Origin of the sequence: Streptomyces solincola (assembly GCF_002982015.1) — a bacterium.
Lineage (GTDB): Bacteria > Actinomycetota > Actinomycetes > Streptomycetales > Streptomycetaceae > Streptomyces > Streptomyces solincola.
Genome location: NZ_PVLV01000311.1, coordinates 1 through 6,436 on the forward strand (window position 1 = coordinate 1; position 6,436 = coordinate 6,436).

At 71.4% G+C, this 6,436-nt stretch carries 5 protein-coding genes; 4 read left to right on the forward strand and 1 reads right to left on the reverse strand.

Annotation, left to right across the window (positions count from 1 at the left end; translation table 11 throughout):
* Positions 1-86 precede the first annotated feature (86 nt).
* Positions 87-959: an alpha/beta fold hydrolase gene (locus C6N75_RS20060; protein WP_105870299.1), complete on the forward strand. Its 873-nt coding sequence runs from the start codon at positions 87-89 to the stop codon at positions 957-959.
* A gap of 98 nt (positions 960-1,057) precedes the next feature.
* On the opposite strand, the gene aceE is transcribed toward C6N75_RS20060, so the two are convergent.
* On the reverse strand, positions 1,058-3,790 hold the full coding sequence (aceE, locus tag C6N75_RS20065; protein WP_105870300.1) for a pyruvate dehydrogenase (acetyl-transferring), homodimeric type: 2,733 nt from the start codon (positions 3,788-3,790) through the stop codon (positions 1,058-1,060).
* A 566-nt stretch (positions 3,791-4,356) separates the two neighbouring features.
* Here aceE and C6N75_RS20070 point away from each other — a divergent pair.
* From C6N75_RS20070 to C6N75_RS20080, 3 genes are all read left to right on the forward strand, one after another.
* A complete protein-coding gene (locus tag C6N75_RS20070) occupies positions 4,357-4,788 on the forward strand; it encodes a DUF3052 domain-containing protein (protein ID WP_105870301.1) in 432 nt (143 codons plus the stop codon).
* Positions 4,789-5,030: 242 nt separating this feature from the next.
* Positions 5,031-5,519 carry a peroxiredoxin gene (locus tag C6N75_RS20075; RefSeq protein WP_105870302.1) on the forward strand — a complete coding sequence of 163 codons (489 nt, stop codon included), beginning with the start codon at positions 5,031-5,033 and terminating at the stop codon, positions 5,517-5,519.
* A gap of 173 nt (positions 5,520-5,692) precedes the next feature.
* Positions 5,693-6,268, forward strand: a complete 576-nt coding sequence (locus C6N75_RS20080) for a TerD family protein (RefSeq protein WP_105870303.1) — start codon at positions 5,693-5,695, stop codon at positions 6,266-6,268.
* Positions 6,269-6,436: the final 168 nt, after the last annotated feature.

Sequence of the window (6,436 nt, forward strand, 5' to 3'; positions counted from 1 at the left end):
CTTGAAGCCGGATCGACTGGGGAGGGGGAGGGGGGCGGGGTCCCCCACCAGCGGCGGAACCGGACAGCATCTACGGAAGGAACCTCATGCAGCGCTTCGTCGACGTGGCACCCGATGTGCGCCTCTGGGTGGAGGAGCGCGGACCGGCCGACACGCCGGCGCTGTTGCTGATCATGGGGGCGCAGGCATCGGGGCTGGCCTGGCCGGAGGAGCTGGTGGACCTGCTCGCCGCCCGCCACCGCATCATCCGCTACGACCACCGCGACACCGGCCGGTCCACCTGGTCCTACGACCGCAGGCCCTACGCCCTGCCCGAGTTGGCGGGGGACGCGCTCGCGGTGCTGGACGCCCTGGGGGTGGACCGCGCACATGTGGTGGGGATGTCCATGGGCGGCATGCTCACCCAACTCCTCCTCGCCGACCACCCGAAGCGGCTGCTGACCGCCACGCTGATGGGCACCGGCGCGCTGAGCGTCCGGCCCTATACCGGCCCCGACGGCGCCCAGACCCCGGCCGCCGAGCTGCCCGGGGTCGACCCGGAGCTGGTGCGGCTGTGGTCCGAGCCCGCCGAGGAGCGCGGCCTGGAGGAGGAGTTGGACCGGCGCGTCGAGCACTGGCGGCTGCTGAGCGGCGACCTCATCCCGTTCGACGCCGAGGCCGCCCGCGCCCTGGAGCGCCGGATCGTCGAGCACACCGGGCACCACCGCACCAGCACCGCGCACGCCCGCGCCGACACCGCGGGGATGGAGCGCACCGGGGAGCTGGCGGTCAACCGCGTGCCCACCCTGGTCGTGTCCGCGCCGGCCGAGCCGGTCTACCCGCCGCCGCACGCCGACCACCTGGCGCAGGTCATCGGCGGCGCGCGTCTGGTCACCGTACCGGGCATGGGCCACGCCCTGCCGCGGGAGGTCCACCAGCCGCTGTCCGCCGCGATCCTGGAGCACACCGCCGGCCGGTGACCGGAGCCCACTGTGCAGCGGGCCGGGCCCCGGACGCGCCGAGGGCGGTGCGGGAGCCCCTTTCGGGCTCCCGCACCGCCCTCACGCGGCACTCGGGGTCAGGCGTCGCCGCCCGCGGCGCCCGGGTCGGCGGCCGAGACGTCGAGGAGCTGGTAGCGGTCCACCGCCTGCTTCAGCGCGGAGCGGTCCACCTTGCCCTCGCGGGCCAGCTCGGTCAGCACCGCCAGCACGATCGACTGGGCGTCGATGTGGAAGTACCGGCGGGCGGCGCCCCGGGTGTCGGCGAAGCCGAAGCCGTCGGCGCCCAGCGAGGTGTAGGTGCCGGGGACCCAGCGCGAGATCTGGTCCGGGACCGAGCGCATCCAGTCGGAGACCGCGACGAACGGGCCCTCCGCGCCGGACAGCTTCTGCGTCACGTACGGCACCCGCTGCTCCTCCTCCGGGTGGAGGAGGTTGTGGCGGTCGACGTCCACGGCCTCGCGGCGCAGCTCGTTCCAGGAGGTGGCGGACCAGACGTCGGCCCGGACGTCCCACTCCTCGGCGAGGATCCTCTGCGCCTCCAGGGCCCACGGGACGGCCACGCCGGAGGCGAGGATCTGCGCGGGGATCTGGCCGTTCTCGCCCCTGCCGACCCGGTGGATGCCCTTGACGATGCCCTCGGCGTCCACGTCGGCCGGCTCGGCCGGGTGCCGGATCGGCTCGTTGTAGACGGTGAGGTAGTAGAAGACGTCCTCGCTGTCCTCGCCGTACATCCGGCGCAGGCCGTCCTGGACGATGTGCGCGATCTCGAAGCCGTACGCCGGGTCGTAGGAGACGCAGGCCGGGTTGGTCGAGGCGAGGAGCTGGGAGTGCCCGTCGGCGTGCTGGAGGCCCTCACCGGTCAGGGTCGTACGACCGGCGGTCGCACCCAGCACGAAGCCGCGCGCCAACTGGTCGGACATCTGCCAGAACTGGTCGCCGGTGCGCTGGAAACCGAACATCGAGTAGAAGACGTACACCGGGATCAGCGGCTCGCCGTGGGTGGCGTACGCCGATCCGGCGGCGATCAGCGAGGCGGTGCAGCCCGCCTCGGAGATGCCGTCGTGCAGCATCTGGCCGGTCGGCGACTCCTTGTAGGCGAGCAGCAGTTCGCGGTCCACCGCCTCGTACTGCTGGCCGAGCGGGTTGTAGATCTTGGCGCTCGGGAAGAACGAGTCCATGCCGAAGGTGCGGTACTCGTCCGGCGCGATCAGCACGAACCGCTTGCCGATCTCCTTGTCCCGCATCAGGTCCTTCAGCAGCCGGACGAACGCCATCGTGGTGGCGATCGACTGCTGCCCGGAGCCCTTCTTCACCGCCGCGTAGGTCTTGTCCTCCGGCAGCGGCAGCGGCTTCGCGCGCACGACCCGGGTCGGCACATAGCCGCCCAGCGCCTGGCGGCGGTCGTGCATGTACTGGATCTCCTCGGAGTCCCGGCCGGGGTGGTAGTACGGCGGGAGGCCGCTCTCCAGCTCCTTGTCGGAGATCGGCAGGTGCAGCCGGTCCCGGAAGCCCTTCAGGTCGTCGACCGTCAGCTTCTTCATCTGGTGGGTGGCGTTGCGGCCCTCGAAGTTCGGGCCCAGCGTCCAGCCCTTGACCGTCTGCGCCAGGATCACCGTCGGCTGGCCCTTGTGGGCGCGGGCCGCCTCGTACGCGGCGTAGATCTTCTTGTGGTCGTGACCGCCGCGCCCCAGGTGAAGGATCTGGTCGTCGGTCATGTTCTCGACCATGGCGCGCAGCCGCTGGTCGCCGCCGAAGAAGTGGTCGCGGATGTACGAACCGGTCTCGGTGGCGTACGTCTGGAACTGGCCGTCCGGGGTGGTGTTCAGCTTGTTGACCAGGATGCCGTCGCGGTCCTGGGCGAGCAGCGGGTCCCAGGAGCGGTCCCACACCAGCTTGATCACGTTCCAGCCGGCGCCGCGGAACTGCGACTCCAGCTCCTGGATGATCTTGCCGTTGCCGCGCACCGGGCCGTCGAGCCGCTGGAGGTTGCAGTTGACGACGAAGGTGAGGTTGTCCAGGCCCTCGCGGGCGGCGATGGACAACTGGCCGAGCGACTCGGGCTCGTCCATCTCGCCGTCGCCGAGGAACGCCCAGACGTGCGACTTGGACGTGTCGGCGATGCCGCGCGCCTCCATGTAGCGGTTCATCCGCGCCTGGAAGATCGCGCCCAGCGGGCCCAGGCCCATGGAGACGGTCGGGAACTCCCAGAAGTCCGGCATCAGCCGCGGGTGCGGGTAGGACGACAGGCCGTCGGGGAACTTCGACTTCTCCTGGCGGAAGGCGTCGAGCTGCGTCTCGTTCAGCCGGTCGAGGAGGAAGGCGCGGGCGTAGATGCCGGGGGAGGCGTGGCCCTGGAAGAAGATCTGGTCGCCGCCGTCGCCCTCGTCCTTGCCGCGGAAGAAGTGGTTGAAGCCCACGTCGTACAGGGACGCGGAGGAGGCGAAGGTGGCGATGTGCCCGCCGACGCCGATCCCGGGGCGCTGTGCGCGGGAGACCATCACCGCGGCGTTCCAGCGGGTGGCGTTGAGGACCTTGCGCTCGATCTCCTCGTTGCCGGGGAAGAACGGCTCGTCCCTGGTCGCGATCGTGTTGACGTAGTCCGTGCTGCGCATCTCGGGCACGGCCACGCGCTTCTCGCGGGCCCGCTCGATGAGGCGGAGCATCAGGTAGCGGGCCCGTTCCCGGCCGCGTTCGTCGACGGCGGCGTCGAGGGAGTCGAGCCATTCCTGGGTCTCTTCGGGATCGAAGTCCGGGACCTGGCTGGGAAGGCCGCCAATGATGATCGGGTTGCGATCGGATCCGGAAGCCACGCTGTTCCTTCTGGTCGGTGGAGCCTACGGGGGTGCTGGGTGGTCGTCGGTACGTCGCGCCGCCACCATCGTCTACCCCGTCGACGCGGACGTCATCTTTACCAGGAGGTAACCCGTACGGGCCCCTCCCGGCGTCCCCGGGCCGTGGAGCCCGGTTCCCAGGCCGTGCGGCCGGGGCGGTGGGCCCCCCGGTCCGCGGCCGGGACGGTTCGGTCGACGCGAGGTCGGTCAAATCGCAACCATACGCCCAAGGCGTCCAGGCGTTTCGTCCGGCCGTTCGCCCGGCTCGTCCACCCGTTCCCGGCCCGCTGCCCCGGAGATCGTCCGGCGCGGAGGCACGGATGGAGTGGAAGCACCTAAAGTGGGTCAAGAGGCGTGGTGTGTAGCCCGGCCACGGGCGGGCAGATGCCAGGAACTGTGGCGGGACGGACCCAAAAGTCACCGTTTCGGCGGTCTCGATCGCCGGGTACTTGCGCGATCCGCCCGGCACGTGTGGACTACGCCCCAAGCCGCGCGTACGCGCGCGGCCGACGCACTTTCCAGAAGACATGATCAGGAGGCAAGCCGTGAGCGCGACCGCGGACCACGCGGAGGAGCGGACCAACCCGGCGTCGAAGCTGGGGTTCGAGCCCGGACAGGTGGTCCAGGAGATCGGCTACGACGAGGATGTCGAGCAGGAGCTCCGTGAAGGCATCGAGGCCGTCATCGGCCAGGAACTCGTCGACGAGGACTACGACGACGTCGCCGACGTCGTCGTGCTGTGGTTCCGTGACGACGACGGCGACCTCACGGACGCACTGGTCGACGCCATCGGCCTGATCGACGAGGGCGGCCAGATCTGGCTCATGACGCCCAAGACCGGTCGTGACGGCTACATCGAGCCCAGCGACATCAACGAGGCCGCCCAGACCGCCGGGCTCTCCCAGACCCGCAGCGTCACCGTGGGCAAGGACTGGACCGGCACCCGTCTGGTGACCCCCAAGACCGGCAAGCGCTGACCGCGCCGAGCCCCCGGGCCCCGGGCCCCCGCCGACCTCCGTCGGCGGGGGCCCGCTGCGTGCGCCCTGCCAGGTGCGGGGCCCCGCGCGCGGCCCGCTCGGCGGCGACCGGGCCGGCGTGCGGGTCCGGTGCGTAGGGTGGGCGGGGACGGGGGCGCCCGACAGGGTCCCCGCCCCGGACGAGCCGGCGGCCCCCACCGGAGCACGCCGGCCACCAGCCCACCGAAGGGAAACGCGCTGCCATGGCGATCGAGGCGGACACCACCGGCACCCCGGCCCCGGCGGCCGGCGACCCGGCCCCGGACCTCACCCTGAAGGACAACCACGGGCGCACCGTCTCGCTCGCCGACTTCCGCGGCGAGAAGAACGTGGTGCTCCTCTTCTACCCGTTCGCCTTCACCGGCGTGTGCACCGGCGAGCTGTGCGCGCTCCGCGACGAGCTGCCCCGCTTCGTCAACGACGACGTCCAGCTCCTGGCCGTCTCCACCGACTCCATGCACACCCTGCGCGTCTTCGCCGAGCAGGAGGGCCTGGAGTACCCGCTGCTGTCCGACTTCTGGCCGCACGGCGCCGCGGCCCGCGCCTACGGGGTCTTCGACGAGGAGAAGGGCTGCGCGGTCCGCGGCACCTTCATCATCGACAGGACCGGCACGGTGCGCTGGTCGGTGGTCAACGACCTGCCGGACGCCCGCGACCTGAACGACTACCTGAAGGTCCTCGACGCCCTCTGACGTCCCGGCCGCGCCCCGCCGCCCCGGGCCGGGCCGCCCGGCGGTCTCCCGACACCGGTGAAACCCCGGCGCAAGTGCCTGCCCGTCCCGGGAACCGCTCACTAGGATCGATACGTTGATCCGAATGCCATGTACGACGGGGGCGCTGCCCCTGGAAACCAATGGAGGGACTCGTGGGAGTCAGCCTCAGCAAGGGCGGCAACGTCTCGCTGACCAAGGAGGCCCCGGGCCTGACGGCCGTCACCGTCGGTCTCGGCTGGGACGTCCGCACCACCACCGGCACGGACTTCGACCTGGACGCCAGCGCCATTCTGGTGAACGCCGAGGGCAAGGTCCGCAACGACCAGGACTTCGTCTTCTTCAACAACTTGAAGAGCGCGGACGGCTCGGTCGAGCACACCGGTGACAACCTCACCGGCGAGGGCGAGGGCGACGACGAGCAGGTGAAGGTCGACCTGGCCGGCGTCCCGGCCGACGTCGCCAAGATCGTCTTCCCGGTCTCGATCTACGACGCCGACAGCCGCCAGCAGTCCTTCGGCCAGGTCCGCAACGCCTTCATCCGCGTGGTGAACCAGGCCGGCGGCGCCGAGATCGCCCGCTACGACCTCAGCGAGGACGCGTCGACCGAGACCGCCATGGTCTTCGGCGAGCTGTACCGGAACGGCGCGGAGTGGAAGTTCCGCGCGGTCGGCCAGGGGTACGCCTCCGGCCTGTCGGGCATCGCTCGCGACTTCGGCGTCAACGTCTGAGACGCAGCCGTCCAGGGCGGCGACGCCCCGGACGCACTCCGTGCGGCGCCGGCGCCCGCGGGCCCCTCACCGCCCGCTCAGCCGCGGGCGGGCCGTACCGTTCGCACACCGCGGTCCGCCGTACGCGGCGCCGCACACCGTGCACGTCACCGCGCACGCACCGCACGC